General features: G+C 60.2%; 16 protein-coding genes. 4 read left to right on the top strand and 12 right to left on the bottom strand.

The genetic code is table 11. The features are described 5' to 3' along the window. Positions 1 to 8 precede the first annotated feature (8 nt). The 10 genes from AC1DVF_RS12395 to AC1DVF_RS12350 all read right to left on the bottom strand — a co-directional run bounded on the left by AC1DVF_RS12395 (position 9) and on the right by AC1DVF_RS12350 (position 9,984). Complete coding sequence (locus tag AC1DVF_RS12395) at positions 9 to 746, bottom strand: cephalosporin hydroxylase family protein (RefSeq protein ID WP_093439633.1); 738 nt, start codon at positions 744 to 746, stop codon at positions 9 to 11. A 17-nt stretch (positions 747 to 763) separates the two neighbouring features. Beyond that, positions 764 to 1,834, bottom strand: a complete 1,071-nt coding sequence (locus AC1DVF_RS12390; protein WP_093439628.1) for a class I SAM-dependent methyltransferase — start codon at positions 1,832 to 1,834, stop codon at positions 764 to 766. After that, positions 1,831 to 2,682 carry an NAD-dependent epimerase/dehydratase family protein gene (locus AC1DVF_RS12385; RefSeq protein WP_477782515.1) on the bottom strand — a complete coding sequence of 284 codons (852 nt, stop codon included), beginning with the start codon at positions 2,680 to 2,682 and terminating at the stop codon, positions 1,831 to 1,833. The genes AC1DVF_RS12390 and AC1DVF_RS12385 overlap by 4 nt, the downstream gene beginning before the upstream one ends. Then, entirely contained in the window at positions 2,679 to 3,905 is a 1,227-nt protein-coding gene (locus AC1DVF_RS12380) for a methyltransferase domain-containing protein (protein WP_477782514.1), read from the bottom strand. Before AC1DVF_RS12380 ends, AC1DVF_RS12385 begins: the two co-directional genes overlap by 4 nt. Next, positions 3,902 to 4,462, bottom strand: a complete 561-nt coding sequence (locus tag AC1DVF_RS12375) for a dTDP-4-dehydrorhamnose 3,5-epimerase family protein (protein ID WP_093439614.1) — start codon at positions 4,460 to 4,462, stop codon at positions 3,902 to 3,904. The genes AC1DVF_RS12380 and AC1DVF_RS12375 overlap by 4 nt, the downstream gene beginning before the upstream one ends. Continuing rightward, positions 4,459 to 5,541: a CDP-glucose 4,6-dehydratase gene (gene rfbG / locus AC1DVF_RS12370; RefSeq protein WP_095050161.1), complete on the bottom strand. Its 1,083-nt coding sequence runs from the start codon at positions 5,539 to 5,541 to the stop codon at positions 4,459 to 4,461. The genes AC1DVF_RS12375 and rfbG overlap by 4 nt, the downstream gene beginning before the upstream one ends. Continuing rightward, positions 5,523 to 6,296, bottom strand: coding sequence for a glucose-1-phosphate cytidylyltransferase (rfbF, locus tag AC1DVF_RS12365; RefSeq protein ID WP_186624419.1), 774 nt, complete (start codon positions 6,294 to 6,296; stop codon positions 5,523 to 5,525). The genes rfbG and rfbF overlap by 19 nt, the downstream gene beginning before the upstream one ends. A 643-nt stretch (positions 6,297 to 6,939) precedes the next feature. Further along, complete coding sequence (locus AC1DVF_RS12360) at positions 6,940 to 7,641, bottom strand: hypothetical protein (protein ID WP_110721302.1); 702 nt, start codon at positions 7,639 to 7,641, stop codon at positions 6,940 to 6,942. Between the two features lie 118 nt (positions 7,642 to 7,759). Beyond that, the gene (locus tag AC1DVF_RS12355; protein ID WP_477782513.1) at positions 7,760 to 9,277 is read right to left on the bottom strand and encodes a sensor histidine kinase; all 1,518 of its coding nucleotides are present in this window, start codon (positions 9,275 to 9,277) and stop codon (positions 7,760 to 7,762) included. Further along, positions 9,274 to 9,984 carry a response regulator transcription factor gene (locus AC1DVF_RS12350; protein WP_093430669.1) on the bottom strand — a complete coding sequence of 237 codons (711 nt, stop codon included), beginning with the start codon at positions 9,982 to 9,984 and terminating at the stop codon, positions 9,274 to 9,276. Before AC1DVF_RS12350 ends, AC1DVF_RS12355 begins: the two co-directional genes overlap by 4 nt. A gap of 151 nt (positions 9,985 to 10,135) precedes the next feature. Between AC1DVF_RS12350 and msrB the strand changes: the two genes are divergently transcribed. Genes msrB through msrA form a run of 3 tightly spaced genes read left to right on the top strand, consistent with a single transcriptional unit; the run spans position 10,136 to position 13,220 of the window. Beyond that, positions 10,136 to 10,654: a peptide-methionine (R)-S-oxide reductase MsrB gene (msrB, locus tag AC1DVF_RS12345; protein WP_186624478.1), complete on the top strand. Its 519-nt coding sequence runs from the start codon at positions 10,136 to 10,138 to the stop codon at positions 10,652 to 10,654. A 43-nt stretch (positions 10,655 to 10,697) separates the two neighbouring features. Continuing rightward, positions 10,698 to 12,506, top strand: coding sequence for a cytochrome c biogenesis protein DipZ (locus AC1DVF_RS12340; RefSeq protein ID WP_477782512.1), 1,809 nt, complete (start codon positions 10,698 to 10,700; stop codon positions 12,504 to 12,506). A 15-nt stretch (positions 12,507 to 12,521) separates the two neighbouring features. After that, positions 12,522 to 13,220, top strand: coding sequence for a peptide-methionine (S)-S-oxide reductase MsrA (gene msrA, locus AC1DVF_RS12335; RefSeq protein WP_477782511.1), 699 nt, complete (start codon positions 12,522 to 12,524; stop codon positions 13,218 to 13,220). Between the two features lie 10 nt (positions 13,221 to 13,230). Here msrA and AC1DVF_RS12330 read toward each other — a convergent pair whose 3' ends face one another. Together AC1DVF_RS12330 and AC1DVF_RS12325 are read right to left on the bottom strand one after the other, a co-directional pair. Further along, a complete protein-coding gene (locus AC1DVF_RS12330; protein WP_116255156.1) occupies positions 13,231 to 13,635 on the bottom strand; it encodes a GNAT family N-acetyltransferase in 405 nt (134 codons plus the stop codon). A 38-nt stretch (positions 13,636 to 13,673) separates the two neighbouring features. Continuing rightward, entirely contained in the window at positions 13,674 to 14,576 is a 903-nt protein-coding gene (locus tag AC1DVF_RS12325; RefSeq protein WP_093430664.1) for a LysR family transcriptional regulator, read from the bottom strand. 102 nt (positions 14,577 to 14,678) lie between these two features. Between AC1DVF_RS12325 and AC1DVF_RS12320 the strand changes: the two genes are divergently transcribed. Continuing rightward, complete coding sequence (locus AC1DVF_RS12320; RefSeq protein WP_477782510.1) at positions 14,679 to 15,848, top strand: acetylornithine/succinylornithine family transaminase; 1,170 nt, start codon at positions 14,679 to 14,681, stop codon at positions 15,846 to 15,848. Positions 15,849 to 16,106 lie beyond the last annotated feature (258 nt).

The following is a 16,106-nucleotide window of genomic DNA, read 5'->3' as shown; positions in this document are numbered from 1 at the left end:
GTTGCGAATTAACGGACGCGACGCAGATAGCCGTCCGGCGCCACGGTGATCAACAGCTTGTTCTGCAACTGCTGGTCGATCTCGAAATCCTGGTTCTCTTCCAGGTATTTCCACACGGCGGTTTTCGGGTTGTCGCCCGGGCCCCACGGACGATCCGGGAAGAAATCGGCCGGCATGTCTTCAACCACGGTGTCCATGACCACGCAGTAGCTGTCGACCGACACCAGCGGTGCGTACAGACGCAGCTCCTCCAGTACGTGATCGTGGGTGTGGTTGGAGTCCAGAACCAGAATGACTTTCTTGCCTTTGGCCGCCGCCTGCACCTGGGCAGCAATGCCGGCGTCGATGCTCGAGCCTTCGATCATCTTGATGCGCTTGGCCATCGGGTGGCTTTCGATCGCTTCGCGGTTGTGCGGGCGAATGTCGAGGTCGATGCCCAGCACTTCGCCGTGGCCCTGCAACTCCAGCAACGAGGCGTAGTAGATAATCGAACCGCCGTGGGCGATGCCGCACTCGATGACCAGATCCGGTTTGACCTGCCAGATGATCTCCTGCATGGCCATCATGTCTTGTGGCAACTGGATGATCGGACGGCCCATCCACGAGAAGTGGTAACTGTATTTGTGCTTGGCCGATTCGTTGAAGAAATCGCGGGCCAGACCCGTCAGTTTCTGGTCGTCACCCTGCTGGGCAATCTGTTCCCGGCACTCGGCTTCGAAGGCTTGGTTGATGCTGTTGTCGGTCATTTTAATAATCTCAAGGGTCACTGAAACGAAGCGCTGTCGACGGCGTGATAGACGTAGCGTCCACCGGTCATCCGCTTGATCTCTTCGAGGTAATTGGAATTCATCACAAACAGGTTGGCGCCCTCGGGCAGCGCGTCCATGGCCTCTTGCGGCGAGGACACCCGCGCGCCGCTCAACGGCAGATAACGCCCCTGCTTGGCCGGATTGATATCCACCACACGATCCACCGCCACACCGGCACGTTGCAGGAACAGCGAATAGATCACGCCTTTGGACGAAGCGCCCCAGATCGCCGAACCCTGCTCGGGGGCGGACTGAATGATCTGCACGGCGCGATCGAGGCTGGCGGTGAAACCGTCAGGCAGGCTCAGGCGCGGCACCGGTTGATCCGGAGTCAGGCGCAAGGTCGACAGGTCGGCGACGATGTACAGGTATTGGCCACCGAACAGGTGACCGGCCTCGTGCACAGTGCCGAACATCCGGCGCAGGTCATCGAGACGGAAATAATTGACGTGTTCGTAGAACAGGTCGAACCAGGCTTTGTGCTCGAGGATCCAGTCAAAGCACGGCACTTCGATGTAGATCTGTCCGCCCTGATTGGCGTTGGCCATTTCCGCGAGGAAACTGACCGGATCCTGAATGTGCTCCAGCACATGGCGCAGGACGATGGCGTCCGCTGCCAGACCCAGGCCCCGTGTGAAAGGTGCCTTGATCACGTCGGCATTCTCGCCTTCGTACGCCGGATCAATGCCGGTGATCGAATAGCCGAGGCCCTTGAGCAATTCCAGGAAATAGCCTTTGCCACAGCCGACTTCGATCAGCTCCTGGCCCTTGAAGTGCTTGGCGATGATGCCTTCGACGTCACTCAAGTGCTTCTGGAACTGGCCGGAATGCGCCTGCTCGTTCTGGTAATCGGCGTCGTAGCTGAGCTTGTCGGCGTCGAACGCCGCGTTGAAGATCAGACCGCTGCGCTCGTCCTGCACCAACAGCATGTCGGCACTGGCCGAGGCCTGCGCCGACGCGGGATCGGCAAAGGTGCGATTCTGCAGCACCGGCAGGTCGGTGACCCGGTACAACTCGTGCCTCATTGCGGCTCTCCCAATAACTGTTGCAAGCGCTCGGTCACCGCCCAGAACGCCAAGGGCTCGTGGGTCGGATACGGGTAGTGGCCGAGGTTCAGATTCAGTGTCGCGCCACGTTCGCGCAGGCGCTGTTCAACCAATGAACGCACCGACACCGGTTGGCCGCTGGCGCAATTGATCACGCCGTCGAAGTCGTGTCGTTGCAGGATCGCGGCGAGGTAACCGGCAGCGTTTTCAATCGGCAGAAAATCACGCAGCTGCTCACCGGCCGACATGTTGAACGACGGCTCACCGGTATCGATCGCCCGGTCCAGAGCCGCCAACAGGCTGTTGGGGTTCTGCCCTTCGCCATGCAGATAGAACAAGCGCGCCCACTGCAACGTGAACGGCAGTTCCTGCTGCAGGTTTTGCAAAAACAGGTGCAGCGTATGCTTGGCCAGACCGTAAGGGTTGCTCGGCTGCGGCGCGGAGCTTTCGCTGAGCGGACCGCTTTGCATGCCGTATTCGAAACAGGTGCCGGTGACCAGCACCTGCTGCACGCCCGCCTCGACCGCGCTTTTGATAAAGCGGTAATCGGCCATCAGGTTGTGCTCGAAATGGAACAGCGCCTGATAGTTCGGCAAGCCCGACCAGGCCAGATGCGCCAGCGCATCGATACCAACGGTCAACGCAGCGACATCGAGATCGGCGGCGTGAATATCCGCGCTCACAAACTCGACGTCGTTGATCCACGGCATGCCTTTCGCGATTTCTACGTTGCGCGCCACGGCGCGGATCTCGCAGCCACGGGCCAGCAACGCCGCAACCAGATGGCGGCCGACAAAACCGGTAGCGCCGGTAACCAGTACCTTCACAGCACTTTCAACTCGGGCACGGCGATCACAAAGCGGCCGTCCCACTGACGCACTTGCGCCAGTTGCTGACTGACTTCGTGCAGCAGGTTCCACGGCAGCACCAGCACGTAGTCCGGTTGCTCGATAGCGATCTGTGCCGGCGCGACGATCGGAATGCGACTGCCCGGCAGGAATTTACCCTGCTTGTGCGGGTTGGCATCAGCCACCCAGGCCAGCAGATCCGGTTTGACCCCGGCGTAGTTGAGCAAGGTGTTGCCCTTGGCGGCAGCGCCGTAGCCGACCACACGTTTGCCATCGGCCTTGGCCTGTAACAGGAAGCGCAGCAAGTCATGCTTGATGCGCTCGGCGGCGGGCGCCAGCGTCGCGTAGTACTCGGTGGTTTTCACCCCGGCGTCGAGCTCGGCCTGCAACTGTTGTTGCACGGCCGGCTGCACGGCGCGGCGTTGGCCATCCTTGCGCTGGACGAACACCCGCAGCGATCCGCCATGGGTGGTCAACTGACTGACGTCAAACACTTCCAGACCGTTGCGCTCGCACAGGGTCTGCACGGCGGTCAGCGACAGGTAGGAATAGTGTTCGTGATACAGCGTGTCGAACTGCGCGCCAGCCATCAGCGTCAGCAGTTGCGGGAATTCGAAGGTGGCGACGCCGGTCGGCTTGAGCAGCGTCGCGAAGCCACCGAGGAAATCGTTGATGTCCGGCACATGGGCGAGCACGTTGTTGGCCGCCATCAGGTCAGCGCCCCAACCTTCGCTTTTCAGTTGCGCAGCAGTGTCGCAACCGAAGAACAGTTCGCGGATCTCCAGGCCTTTTTCGCGTGCCGCTTGTGCAGTGCTGCGCGTCGGTTCAACGCCCAGGCAGGCAATGCCGCGAGCGGCGACGTATTGCAGCAGGTAACCGTCGTTGGCGGCGACTTCAACCACACGGCTGTCGGCGGTCAGGCCGAAACGCTCGACCATCTCGGCGACATAGCGCTCGGCATGGGCCAGCCAGGTGCTGGAGAACGAACTGAAATAGGCGTACTCGGCGTCGAACAAGCTGTCGGCGCTGGTGTAATCCTCGGTCTGTACCAGCCAGCATTGCTGGCACACCGCGACCTTCAGCGGCACCCACTGCTCAGCCTGTTCAAGACGATCAGCGTGCACATAGGCGTTGGACGGTGGCGAGGTGCCGAGGTCGATCAGCGGCAGGCTCAGCGGTGCGGCGCACCCACGGCAGTTCATAGACGCACTCCAGCAAAGTGTTGATCGAGCGCGGGATGGCTGGAATCACGCGCTGACAAATTATTGACAGGCAACGGCCAGGCAATCGCCAGCCGTGGATCATTCACCGACAGCCCGCCCTCGTGCTCCGGCGCGTAATCGGCGCTGTGCAGGTAAAGCAATTCGGCGTCTTCGGTGAGGGTCTGGAAACCGTGGGCGAACCCGGCCGGAATCAACAGGCTGCGGCCGTCGCCAGCCTTCAGATGCTCGGCGTGCCAGTGCAGAAAGGTCTCGGAGTCTGGGCGCAGATCCACCGCCACGTCCCACACTTCACCGCGCAGGCAAGTGATCAGTTTGGCTTCCGGGGCATTGGCATTCTGATAATGCAGACCACGCACACTGCCCTTTTCACGGGTGCAGGAATGGTTGATCTGACGGATATGGAACTCACTGCCGAACGCACTCAGGCTGCCTTCGCAGAACAGCCGGGCAAAGTGCCCGCGCTGATCTTCGAAGCGTTTGTGCTGGACGCTGAACAGTCCGGCCAGCGGCAATGCCTTCAGGGAGAATTCGCTCACAACGCGCCTCGGTACAGGTTCAGTTGACCGAGGGTGACGTTGCGCATGTCATCACCGTTCTGCCACGCCAGATGCCAGTCGAGGGTCTGGGCCAGACATTGTTGCAAGGTCCAGCGCGGATGCCAGCCAAGTACTTGGCGTGCGCGGCTGCTGTCCAGACGCAGCAGGCCGGCCTCGTGCAGTTCGCTTTTTTCGATGCGCAAACCGCACGCCTGCGGCCAGCGGCTGGCGAGCAATTCGACCACTTCGCCGACACTGCACATGTCCGCTTCACCCGGGCCGAAGTTCCACGCCCCGGCGTATTCCGGGCCTTGTTCGTAGAGACCTGCGGCCAGTTGCAGGTAACCGGCCAGCGGCTCCAACGCGTGCTGCCACGGGCGCACGGCTTGCGGATAACGCAGGGTCACCGGTTCGTCGGCGCTCCACGCTTTGAGCACGTCAGGAATCAGGCGCTCAGGGGCAAAATCGCCGCCGCCCAGGACGTTGCCAGCGCGCGCGGTGGCCAGGGCCAGACCGTGCTCGGCGTACTTGTCCGCCGGGAAAAACGACGCGGCATAAGACTGTGCGAGCAATTCACAGCAAGCCTTGCTGCTGCTGTAAGGATCGTGGCCACCGAGGGCTTCGTCTTCGCGGTACGGCCACAGCCATTCCTTGTTGGCGTAGACCTTGTCGGTGGTCACCAGCACACAGGCGCGCACGCAACCGACCTGACGAATCGCTTCGAGCAGGTTCAGCGTGCCCATGACGTTACTGGAGTACGTGCCGAGCGGATCGCGATAGCCTTCGCGCACCAACGGCTGAGCCGCCAGGTGCAGAACGATCTCAGGCTCGGTGTCGGCGATGATTTCCAGCAAGGCACCGAGATCCCGCAGATCACCGCGCTGATCGTTGATGCCCTCATGCACCCGCGCCAGTTCAAACAGGCTCGGCTCAGTCGACGGATCCAGGGAAAAGCCGCTGACTTGCGCGCCGAGGCTTTGCAGCCACAGGGTCAGCCAGCTGCCTTTGAAACCGGTGTGTCCGGTGACGAGGACGCGTTTGCCGCGCCAGAAATCCGCACTCAGGCCCATTGCTTCCATGGGGCCTCCCCGCTCTGCCACAGCGCTTCGAGATGGTTCTTGTCGCGCAGGGTGTCCATCGGATGCCAGAAGCCTTCGTGCTCGAAGGCTTTCAACTGTTCGTCCGCGGCCAGACGCGCCAGCGGTTCGGCTTCCCAAGTGGTGGCGTCATCGGCGATGTACGGCAGCACTTTCGGCGAGAGCACGAAGAAGCCGCCATTGATCCAGCCTCCGTCACCGCGAGGCTTTTCGGTGAAGCCCAGCACTTGATCACCCTGACGCTCAAGCGCGCCGTAGCGGCCCGGCGGTTGCACGGCAGTGACGGTCGCGAGACGGCCGTGGGCTTTGTGGAAATCCACGAGTTGAGCAATGTTGATATCGGAAACGCCGTCGCCGTAAGTGAAGCAGAACGCCTCTTCATCCTTGAGGTAACGGCCGGCACGCAGCAGACGACCACCGGTCATGGTTTCCTCACCGGTGTCGATGAGCGTGACGCTCCACGGCTCGCTGTAATTCTGGTGCACGTCCATGCGGTTTTCACGCATGTTGAAGGTGACGTCAGAGGTGTGCAGGAAGTAGTTGGCGAAGAAGTCCTTGATCGCATAGCCCTTGTAGCCGAGGCAGATCACGAAGTCGTGAATTCCGTGGGCGGAATACTGCTTCATGATGTGCCAGAGAATTGGCTTGCCGCCGATCTCGATCATTGGCTTGGGCTTGAGGTGCGACTCTTCACTGATGCGCGTGCCGAGGCCACCCGCCAAAATAACTGCCTTCATCGTCTCCCCTCTTGTTCTTCACCGGGCTGCGCATGGCTTTGTTGAGCGCTGCGGGCCGTCTGGCTAAACCTTTTGCCGCTCCGGGCGCCGCTGGAGTGACCGCGAGCGCTCGTTTTATGGCGATTTACAGGGGACTTGCAGGAAACGCGCCAGCTCCACAAGCCCCCTCACCCTAACCCTCTCCCAAAGGGAGAGGGGACTGACCGAGGTGTTTGGGAGGTGTACGCCGACGTGAAAGACCGAGTCGAGCTCAGATTCTGAAACAGATCAAAAGCCCCTCACCCTAACCCTCTCCCRAAGGGAGAGGGGACTTGACCGWGGTGTTTGRGAGGTGTACGCCGACGTGAAAKACCGAGTCGAGCTCAGATTCTGAAACAGATCAAAAGCCCCTCACCCTAACCCTCTCCCAAAGGGAGAGGGGACTGACCGTGGTGTTTGCGTGAGATACGCCGACGTGAAATACCGAGTCGAGCTCAGGTTTTGAAAGGCCCACAAATCGGCTCCCTCTCCCTCGGGAGAGGGCTGGGCGGGCGGCGTTCCGATGAGGGGATGGGATTTACGCCATTCCACTAATCCCCGCCGAAAACCAAAAAGCCCCGCACTGAATCTCAGTGCGGGGCTTTTTCGTACAGCGGCCGCGCTATTACTGCGCGGCGATGCTGTACCCATCAAATGCAGTCTGCTGTTGGAGCGCGGTGATGATGTTCTTGCGGTTTACCGCCTGCTCGGTGCCGGCGTTGTCGAGGAACGTTTCGCTTTCCAGCTCCGCTTCTTCGCCTTCACCGACGAAAGTGAAACCGAGGAACTCCAGCGCTGCACGGTCTACGTTCAGACGCGAGCGTGGCGTGCGCAGCGGCAGGGTCACGCTGATGCCGTCCTTGCTGATGGTGAAGATTTCGACTTCTTTCTTCTTCGCCGCTTTGCTCTTGCCGCCGCTCGGGTTGCTGATCGCCTGGTGGGTCTGGTTCAGCACTTTCAGCGCGAGGCCATAAACGATTTCCTGGAACGCCGGATCGTCTTTGAAGCTGGACAGAATGCGGCCGATCGAGAACTTGCTGCTGAGGTCTTCGAGAGCGGCGAGGTCGGCCGCTTCGGCATCTTTCAGCGCCTTGAGTTCGCCCATCAGCTCGTAGGCCTTGTCGTCATCGAAGCTGTCGTGAGCCTGACGAATCGCCGCGCGCAGCTCGCGGATCTGGTCGCTTTCGCGGGTCGACTGGAACGCGTCCAGGACCATCTCGCTGATGATTTTGGCTTGTGGCAGGTGTTGTGAAAGATTGATGGAGTTTTCGTATTCCGCTTTGGACGATTCGGTGACTACGGATTCAGCGGTGTTGAAATCGGACATTGAAATTTCACTACTTTTTAACTTGAGTGGAGATGAGAAAACCCAAGGGCTTTTTCAGGCCGACTAATTTAGGGGAGCGCGGCGGCGTTGTCACGGAGCAACGGGCCGGCGGTCTCAACTATTTGCCGGGGCTGTTCAAATTCATTGAACGCATCATCCACTGTTCGGCGGTTTGCTGATCCGTCGGTAGCGAGAAGCGGAACGTCGCGCCGCGCTCGCTGACCTCCAGCAATTGAATGTCTCGCCCATGCAATTGCAGGATGCGGTGCACGATACGCAGGCCCAGCCCCCCGTCACGCCGTGCGCCACCGATATTGAACGGGCGCAGGAACAAGCCTTCGCGCAACTCGGGAGCGATGCCGGGGCCGGTGTCACTGACCGTCACGTCGACCAAAGCCCCTTGTGGTTTCAGATCGAACTCGATCTCGCCGCCCTGAGGTGTATGCCGTAAAGCATTGTCCACCAGATTGGTCAGCACTCGTTCGATCAGCCCGAGGTCGGCGCAGACCGTTGGCAGGTTCGGCACAAAATGGGCCTTGAGTTCGACCTGCCGCGCTTCCGCCGTCAGTTCGAATTTCTGGAAGATGTCCTGCACCAGATCGATAAGCGAAAAACGCTCCAGCACCGGTTGTACAAAGCCGTGTTCCAGTCGCACCAGTTCCAGCAGCGATTGCGCCAGACCGCCGACCTTGCGGCTCTGATCCAGAGCGATGCCGAGATAGCGGCGGCGTTCTTCGGCCGACAGCGTGGCGTCTTTCAATTGCAGGGTTTCCAGATAACCGTGCAGCGAAGCCAGCGGAGTGCGCAAGTCATGGGAAATATTCGCTACCAACTCGCGGCGCTCCTGATCCTGTCGCGTAAGCGAGCGCCATTGTTCGCCGAGGCGATTTTGCATTTGCCGGAACGCTGCATCGAGCAGGGCGATTTCGTCCGGATCGGCGGTTTTATCCACAGGTGTCGTGAGGCGCTGAGGTGACGGCGCCCCGTCAATGTCGAAGCGGCTGACGGTTTCGGTCAATCTGCGCAGTGGCCGGGTGATCAGATTGAATGCTGTCAGGCCGGCGATCAGGCACAACAAAGCGACCAGTCCGATTGAAAGCAATGCGGTGTTGAGTGCGGCGCTGGTGGCGCCTCGCTCGGCATAGCGATCATGAGCTTCGCTCAGCAGGACTACGTACAGATAGCCGGCGGCTTTGCCATTGACCTGCAATGGCGCGGCGCTGAACACCTTGCGCCCATCAACACTGCGCGGGTCATCGCCGAGGATCGGCAACGGCCCGTCATTGAGCAGTTGGCGAATCGGCACCAGATCGATCTGCTGGCGGCGTATCCGCCCTTCGGGCGCAGCACTTCCGACAATCCGTCCCTCGGTGTCGAGCAGGTACACCTCGACACTCGGGTTGACCAACATCAACTGGCTGAACAGTTCGCGCACGGCACCGGGCATCAGACCGTTGCTGTCCATCAGCACCGTGTCGTGGGCGATGTGTTGTGCCAGATCTCGTGACAGGCCTTGTACCACTTCCAGCTCATGCATGTGACTTGAGCGCACCTGCAGCCATGCCGATGTGCCGCAGCACACCAACAGCAGCACGGCGAATACCACGGACAGGCGCTGCGTCAGGGTCAGTTTCATGGCTGCTCGGTACCGAATTTATAGCCACGACCCCACACGGTGAGGATGCGAGAGGGCTGGGCCGGGTCTTTTTCGATCTTCGCCCGCAGGCGATTGATGTGGGTGTTGACCGTGTGTTCGTAACCTTCGTGGCTGTAACCCCAGACCGCGTTGAGCAGGTCCATGCGCGAGAAAACCTTGCCCGGTTGGCGGGCGAAGAAATACAACAGGTCGAACTCCCGTGGCGTGAGGTCCATACGCTGAGCGTCGAGGCTGACTTCGCGGGTGATCGGATCGATGGTCAGGCCATCGAGGCTCAAACTGCCGGCGTCCATCTTCAGATTGCGTGCCATGGCATCGACACGACGCAGCAGGGCTTTGACCCGAGCCACCAGTTCGAGCATCGAAAACGGCTTGGCAAGGTAATCGTCGGCGCCCAGTTCCAGACCAAGGATGCGGTGCAATTCGCTGGAGCGGGCGCTGGTGATGATAATCGGTGTGTAACGCGCCATCGCCCGGGCACGGCGGCAGATTTCCAGACCGTCGACCCCCGGCAGCATCAGGTCGAGGATGAGTGCATCCCAGTGACCTTGCTGCAGCAGGCGCATGCCCTCGTCGCCGTCGGCGCTGTGTGTGACCTCGAATTGTTCGTCCCGCAGATGCAGGCAAATCAGGTCGGCGATGTGTTGGTCATCCTCGACCACAAGGATGCGTTTGGTCTGTTCCATGAAGCTCAATCCTTCGGCGCGATAAGCGCATTGTGCGGGTTTTCCTCCGGGCGAGTTATCACGAATTCGTTAACTCCCCGTGAGGATTTGGCGATCAATCCAAGCCTAGGCTGTGTTCCATGAAGGGCATCTGGAATTTTTGGAGACGGCCATGTTTTCACGGCGGCAGATTCTGTTAGCGGGCGGCGGGCTGGGGGTTGCAGCCCTGGTCGCGGGTGTATTGCCAAAATTGTCGACTGCCACGGCAGTGATCAGCGAGGCCCATGCGGACGAGGCGTTCGAAGTGACGCACAGCGACAGTGAATGGCACTCGATCCTGAGCGACGAGCAATACCAGATCCTGCGTGAGGAAGGCACCGAACGGGCCTACACCAGCGCGCTTAACAACGAACACCGCACTGGCACGTTTGCCTGCGCCGGCTGCGATCTGGCGCTGTTTTCATCCTCGACCAAATTCGACAGTCGCACCGGCTGGCCGAGTTTCTGGGCACCACTGGAACACGCGGTGGCGACACGTCAGGACCGCTCGTTCGGCATGTCCCGCGACGAAGTTCACTGTCGCCGCTGCGGTGGTCATCTGGGTCATGTTTTCGATGACGGTCCCAAGCCCACCGGCCTGCGCTACTGCATGAACGGCCTGGCGATGACCTTCCAGGCCGTGGCGGCTTGAGTCATGACCCGCTCGCGATCTTCACTTCAGACAGGACGAATTTATGTGGCTCTTGGTTCTCGCTTATCTCGGTGGTGTGCTGACGATCGTCAGCCCGTGCATCCTGCCGGTGCTGCCTTTTGTCTTCGCTCGCACCGGTCAGCCGTTTATCAAAAGTGGCTTGCCGCTGCTGGGGGGGATGGCGGTGACCTTTGCGCTCGTCGCCTCATTGGCAGCGGTGGGCGGCGGTTGGGTGGTGCAAGTCAATCAGTACGGGCGCTGGCTCGCGTTGCTGTTCGTTGCCCTGTTCGGGCTGACCTTGCTGCTGCCGCGTGTAGCCGAGCGTCTGACCCGGCCGCTGGTGTCGGCCGGCAGTCGTCTGTCGGAGGCCGCCGGGCAGGACAATCGCCCGCGTCCCGGCGCTTCGTTTCTGATCGGGGTCGCGACGGGGCTGCTGTGGGCACCTTGCGCCGGGCCGATCCTGGGGCTGATTCTGACCGGCGCCGCGTTGCAAGGGGCAAGCATCGCCACCACGCTGTTGTTGCTCGCCTACGCGGCGGGTGCCGCCACCTCGTTGGCCGCGGCGCTGTTGCTCGGCGGTAAGGTTTTTGTGCTGATGAAGCGCTCGATCGGTACCGGTGAGTGGATTCGTCGTGGTCTCGGCGCCTTGATGTTGGCCGGCGTCGCGGCCATTGCACTGGGGTTCGATACCGGGGCTCTGGCACGGTTATCGACGGCGTCTACCGGAGGTCTGGAACAGGCGTTGGTCGGCAAGCTTTCGACCCGTTCTGCCCGCGCAAACGGCACGATGATGACGCAGGTTCCCGCTGAGGAAGGCGCTGCGAACGGCAGCATGATGGCTGCTGGCGGTGCGATGAAAATGGCCGCGAAGGCGCCGGGGACTTTACCGGTCGAGGGTCAGTTGCCGCCGCTTGATGGCGCCGTGCAATGGCTCAATTCACCGCCGCTGGATGTTCAGGCATTGAAAGGCAAAGTGGTACTGGTGGATTTCTGGACCTACTCCTGCATCAACTGTCTGCGCACTTTGCCGTACGTCAAAGCCTGGGCTGAGAAATATCGCGATCAAGGTCTCGTAGTAATCGGTGTACACGCACCGGAGTTCGCCTTCGAACGTGATGTGGGCAACGTCACCAAAGCCATGAAAGAACTGGGTATCAACTACCCGGTCGCCATCGATAATGACTACAGGATCTGGCGTGCTTTCAACAACGAATATTGGCCAGCACATTACTTTGCCGACGCTCAGGGACGGATTCGTTACCACCATTTTGGCGAAGGGGACTACGCCGAGTCGGAACGCGTCATACAACAGTTGCTGCGTGAAGCAGGTGCGAAAACCGTGGCCGATGGTTTGATCGACACAGATGCCAAGGGCGTGCAACTGGCGCCGGACATGAATGAGGTGCAGTCACCGGAAACCTATGTCGGCTACCAACGTGCGGAACATTTCGTACCGGAAACCGGCCTCGTGCCTGACAAGGTCGCATCCTATAACCCGCCAGCCAAACTGACCCTGAATGACTGGAGCCTCGGCGGCCAATGGTCGGTGGGTGCTGAGCGCGCCACGGCCAGTGCGCCGGCCAGTCGCATCGTTTATCGCTTCCATGCCCGCGACTTGCATCTGGTGCTCGGCCCGGCAGCGGACGGCAAACCTGTGCGCTTCAAGGTGATGATCGATGGCCAGATTCCGGGCAAGGCCCATGGCGTCGATGTCGCTCCTGACGGCACTGGCCATGTGACCGAACAGCGCTTGTATCAACTGGTGCGGCAAAACGACGGCGTGCAGGACCGAACCTTCACCATCGAATTTCTCGACCCGGGCGTATCGGCTTACGCCTTTACCTTCGGTTGATCAGGAGTCCTTGAAATGAAAATCACATGGCGTCGCGTATTGTTGGGAGTTGCAGTGGCCGGAGTGATTGGCCAGGTTTCGGCGTTCTCCTTTGGGGGCGAGGATGCTGTGCTGATTCCGCCACCAACTCTTGATGAAGTGACCCAGGCGCACAGCGAAACCGCAGTGTTCGCCGGTGGTTGCTTCTGGGGTGTGCAGGGTGTTTTCCAGCATGTCAAAGGCGTGCAGAAAGCCGTCTCGGGTTACGCCGGCGGCGCGGCCGGCACGGCGGAATATGAGCGTGTCAGCGAAGGCGATACCGGCCACGCAGAATCCGTGCAGGTCACCTTCGACCCGACTCAGGTGAGCTATGGCAGCCTGTTGCAGATCTACTTCTCGGTGGCCCATAACCCGACAGAACTCAATCGCCAAGGCCCGGACAGCGGCACGCAATATCGTTCGGCACTGTTCCCGGTCAACGCCGAGCAGCAGAAGGTCGCGCAGGCCTACATCGCCCAACTGGATGCAGCTCACGCCTACAGCAAACCCATTGTCACCAAACTTGAAAGCTTCAACGGTTTCTATCCGGCAGAGGACTACCACCAGGATTTCCTGACCGAGCACCCGAGCTATCCCTACATCGTGATCAACGACATGCCGAAGGTGGCGAATCTGAAGCAGGTGTTCGCGCAGCGCTATCAGGAAAAACCGGTGTTGGTGAAGGACGGGTCTTGATCAAGGCTCGTTATTTGAGCCTCGGTCGCTCCATGGCAATCACTGACGTCTCGAAACCCAGGCTGGCAAAAAAAGCCTCGGCTCCTTCTCGCCCGGCACGCAGTACCCAGGTGATGTCGGGGTTATCGCCCATGACATGTTTAACCAGTCTGCGGCCAATGCCTGCGCGCCGATGCTGGCCATCGACCACGACCATCGAAAGATAGCCGTTGCACAAACCATCGCTGATGCCTCGGGCGAAGCCGACGACCTGGGTGTCGTGCAGGGCAATTACCGTGCGTTGAGAGTTCTGGATGAGTTGCGCGAAATGTTCGCTGGAACCGGTTCGGTGAGCCCAGCCGTTTTGGCCGAGGAACAGTCGTACCGGCTCCACTTCGTCAGGCCGCAGGTCGCGTACGGTCAGATTGTTATTCATCTACGGTTCGACTCCTTGTCGGTTGTCGCTCGATATCATTATCTGCCCCACGTCTGCATCGCAAATTCGACGAAGCGGCGCAGCTTTGGCAGGCGATAGCGATCCGGCGCATAAAGCAAATGCAGGGGACGGCTGGGCGGTTGATAGTCGGGAACGACGGTCACCAGTTTGCCGTCGCGCAGATCCTGTTCCACCAGCGCATCGGGCAGCATCACGATGCCCATGCCGGTGCGTGCGGCCTGGTGCAACCCGGCGGAAGTGTTCATCAGCATCGGCCCGCTGACGTCGACGAGAATTTCTCCCTCCGGGCCGCTGAGGCGCCAGCGTTTTTCCACCGATTGCCAATCGTCGCCGGCAGGGTAGGCGAACGACAGGCAGTCGTGTTGTTGCAAATCTTCAGGGGTTTGCGGCATGCCGCGCCGGGCCACGTATTGCGGGGAGGCACAGACAGTCAGTGTGTAATCGATCAGAGGACGGGCGATCAGGTTTGATTCTTCGAAATGGCCCAGCCGAAAGGCTACGTCGAGGCCGCTTTCCAGCAAGTCTGGACGACTGTTGGTCAGCACCACATCCATTTTGACCTGCGGATATTGCAGGGAAAAATCGCTGAGCGCCGGTGCCAGGCGTTCTACGCCAAAGGTCAGTGGCGCGGTAATGCGCAACAGGCCACGGGGCTCATCGAGTGCTTGTTCCGCCAGGCGTTCGGAGTCAGCCACCAGTCCCAAGACATCCAGACAACGCTGGTAGTAAACGCTGCCGAATTCGGTAAGACGCTGGCGTCGAGTCGTGCGCTGCAACAGTTGCACACCGAGCCGCTGCTCCAGCGCGCGCAGGTGATTGCCAACCATGGTCGTCGACATGTCGCACTGCAACGCGGCCGCCGTCATGCTCCCGGCTTCGACGACTTTGACGTACACGCTCATCGACTGGAACAGGTCCATTATCAAGCTCAGCTTTTAAATGAATGAAGTTTTGCCGAGTTTATCCAGTTTCGGTGGTTAACCATACTGCCAGCACACCGACCTGCACTGGAGTTTGAAGTCATGACCGCCGCCCTGATGAACACCTACCAACCGCTGGCCCTGAGTTTCACTAAAGGCCTGGGCACTCGCCTGTGGGATCAGGCGGGTCGCGAGTATCTGGATGCGGTTGCCGGTGTGGCGGTGACCAACGTCGGCCACTCGCACCCGCGGATCGTTTCGGCGATCAGCGAGCAGGCCGGGTTGCTGCTGCACACGTCGAATCTGTACAGCATTGACTGGCAGCAGCAACTGGCCAAACGGCTGACCGAGCTGTCGGGGATGGAGCGTGCGTTCTTCAATAACTCTGGCGCCGAGGCTAATGAAACGGCGCTGAAACTGGCGCGTTTATACGGCTGGCGCAAAGGCATTGAGCAGCCGCTGGTAGTGGTCATGACCAACGCGTTCCACGGCCGCACACTTGGCACCTTGTCGGCCAGCGATGGCCCGGCGGTGCGCCTGGGTTTCAACGAATTGCCGGGGGATTTCGTCAAAGTGCCGTTCGGTGATCTCGCAGCGCTGGAACAGGTGCAGCAAAAACACGGTGAGCGGATCGTGGCGATTCTGGTCGAGCCAATCCAGGGCGAAAGCGGTGTGCAGCTTGCGCCGCCGGGTTACTTGAAAGCGTTACGCGAGCTGTGCAATCGCCATGCGTGGCTACTGATGCTTGATGAAATCCAGACTGGCATCGGCCGCACCGGCCGCTGGTTTGCGTTCCAACATGAAGGCATCGTCCCGGATGTCATGACATTGGCCAAAGGACTGGGCAACGGTGTGCCGATCGGCGCGTGCCTGGCCCGGGGCTGGGCGGCGGATCTGTTTACGCCCGGGAGCCATGGAAGCACTTTCGGCGGCAATCCGCTGGCGTGCCGGGTCGGTTGCACGGTGCTGGACATCATCGAAGAACAGGGCCTGCTGGAAAACGCCAGGATTCAGGGGGAACGGCTATTAACTCGCCTGCGCGCAGAGCTCGCGGACAATCCCAACGTGCTGGCGATTCGCGGGCAGGGCTTGATGATCGGGATCGAGCTGAAACAACCGGTGCGTGATCTAACGCTGATCGCGGCGCGGGATCACGGGCTGTTGATCAACGTCACGCGGGGCAAAACGATACGGCTGCTGCCACCGTTGACGATTGATGAGCGGGAGGTGGAGATGATTGTCCGAGGTGTGGGATGTGTCGTTCAGTCGTGACGATTTTCACTCTTCGATCAAATGTCTGACTTTGGCTTTTCCTGCGCGCATTTCGCCGATCGATTTGATCAACCGGTCGGCGTTTGCGGATGAGCTCATCAAGTAGGCTGTTTCTTCGAGTGTGCTGTTTTCGCTAAGAGGCATCATCACGACAGGCTCAGATTCTTGTCGGGATTGCGAAGTTAGGTCTCGATCCTCGCTGGATGCCAAGAACGTATGGAGGTGAGTACAGGATGACAAGGCGACACCTACTAGTGG

It is taken from the genome of Pseudomonas sp. P4_D7, assembly GCF_056401755.1.
The sequence above is the reverse complement of the archived record's forward strand: the minus strand, read 5'-3'. Positions and strand labels throughout refer to the sequence as shown.